Genomic DNA, 2020 nt, shown 5'->3' with positions numbered 1-2020 from the left:
CGCGGCCGCCGGAAAGATGGGGGGGCGGGCCCGCTGCCGGGGAAGCCGTCAGCGAGCGCGCAGGGCCGCGTAGTGCGCGAGGCAGTCCTCGTAGCGCGGCAGCCGGCCGGTGCGGCGGGCGGTGTCGACGGAGACGGCGCGGGAGTCCTTGGCCGACATCAGCGGCGCCTCCGACAGCTGCCACGGCAGGTCCAGCTCGGCGTCGAGGGGGTCGATGTCGACCTGGGTGCCGGGTACGAACTCGGTGGAGCACAGGTAGGAGACGCAGGTGTCGTCGGTGAGGGCGAGGAAGCCGTGCACGAGCCCCTCGGACACGAAGACGGTCTCGCCCGACTCGGCGGTCATCCAGTTCGCCTCGTGCGCGCCGAAGGTGGGCGAGCCCAGGCGCAGGTCCACGACGATGTCGAGGACCGCGCCGCGCACGACGCAGACGACCTTCGCCTGGCCCGGCGGCAGCAGGGTGCCGTGGAGCCCGCGCAGGGTGCTCTTGCGGGAGACCGAGTAGTTCACCTGCACCAGGGGCACGGGCCGGCCGATCTCCTCGGCCAGCCTGTCGTGGCGGAACGACTCGTAGAAGTTCCCGCGCACATCGCCGATCTTGTGCGGTGTGATGTGGAAAGCGTCCGGCACAGCCATCTCTCGAACCTTCATGGTGGCAGCACCATAGGACGCGTCGTTCGAGGACCGCTGAGGAGCCGCACGGGGCACGGTCGAGTCGAACCGTCCTGGAGAGGTCCTCGACCGCCGGGTGCCACAGTGACCGCACGGGTTCACCGGCGTCCGCCGCCGTGGCACACCGGGTCGACATGCGGGTACGGGACAGCCCGGCCCAGGAGGAGAGCGGCATGACGCTGGTCGGTACGCAGGTGCTGCCCGGACGGCCGGACGAGTCGTCCGGCCGGGTGGTCGTCCTCGGTGCGACCGGTTTCGTCGGCCGGCACGCGGGCGCCGCCCTGGAGGCGGCCGGCCACGAGGTCCTCGCCGTCGCACGGCAGGCCGCCAAGACACCGGCCTCGTGGCAGTTCTGCCCGATGGACCTGGTCAAGGACGGGCCGGACGCGCTGACGCGGCTGATCGACGCGGAGCATCCGGTGGCCGTCGTCAACGCGGCCGGCGTGGCCTGGTCGTCGTCGGTCGGCGTCATGCGGCAGGGCAACCAGCTGCTGGTGGAACGGCTGTTGACGGCGCTCGGCGCCGCCTCGTGGCAGCCGCGCCTGGTGCATCTGGGGTCGGTGCACGAGTACACGCCGCAGCCGGCGGGGGTGTGCCTCGCCGAGGACTCCCCCACCCGCCCGGCGACGGACTACGGGCAGTCGAAACTGCTCGGTACCCAGGCCGTCCTGCGCTCCACCGAGCAGGGCCGTACGAACGCGGTGGTGCTGCGGCTGTCGAACGTGATCGGCGCCGGGACCCCGCCCAGCAGTCTGCTGGGCCGGGTGGCGCAGCAGTTACGCGCCCAGGCGGCCCCGGGCGAGCCGGTCACGGTGCAGTTGTCCCCGCTGCGCAGCAGCCGGGACTTCGTGGACGCCAAGGACGCGTCCGAGGCGATCGTGGCGGCGATGCGGGCGCCGGGGGCGCGGGGCCGGGTGCTGAACATCGGCAGCGGTACCTCGGAGCATGTGCGCGCCATGGTCGACCGGCTGATCGCGGCGAGCGGCAGACAGGTGCGGCTGGTCGAGGACACCGGCGGTACCGTCCGGCCCGCCACGGACGCGGACTGGATGTGCGTGGACGTCACCGCGGCGCGTGAGCTGCTGGGCTGGTCGCCCCGCCGCGGGCCCGAGGACACCGTTCGGGACCTGTGGAACGCGGCGGAGAGCTCCGGCTGAGCGGGTGCCCGCCGGCGGCCGGGAGGGACGGGCGGTCGCTGTCCGGCCCGGCGGCGGGCTGATCAACCGGGCTTCTCGTCACGGCAGTTGCTGTTCGCTGGGCGGCAGCGGGCCGGGAAGCAGCGGTAGGGGGCGGTTGCCGGCCCTCTCGTGGCGGGCCGGTGGGTGCGGTGGCGGGCCGCGGCGGCGGC

At 73.7% G+C, this 2020-nt stretch carries 2 protein-coding genes; one reads left to right on the top strand and one right to left on the bottom strand.

Going from position 1 to position 2020, the window contains the following annotated elements; all coding sequences use genetic code 11:
• Window positions 1-48: 48 nt before the first annotated feature.
• Window positions 49-651, bottom strand: coding sequence for a dTDP-4-dehydrorhamnose 3,5-epimerase family protein (locus ABZV34_RS38845; RefSeq protein WP_356287825.1), 603 nt, complete (start codon window positions 649-651; stop codon window positions 49-51).
• A gap of 194 nt (window positions 652-845) precedes the next feature.
• Between ABZV34_RS38845 and ABZV34_RS38840 the strand changes: the two genes are divergently transcribed.
• Complete coding sequence (locus ABZV34_RS38840) at window positions 846-1829, top strand: NAD(P)-dependent oxidoreductase (protein WP_356287823.1); 984 nt, start codon at window positions 846-848, stop codon at window positions 1827-1829.
• The last annotated feature ends 191 nt before the right edge of the window (window positions 1830-2020 follow it).

The sequence above is a fragment of the Streptomyces sp. NPDC005195 genome (assembly GCF_040608315.1).
Classification (GTDB): Bacteria; Actinomycetota; Actinomycetes; order Streptomycetales; family Streptomycetaceae; genus Streptomyces; species Streptomyces kaempferi.
This window is presented reverse-complemented; position numbering and strand designations above follow the sequence as displayed.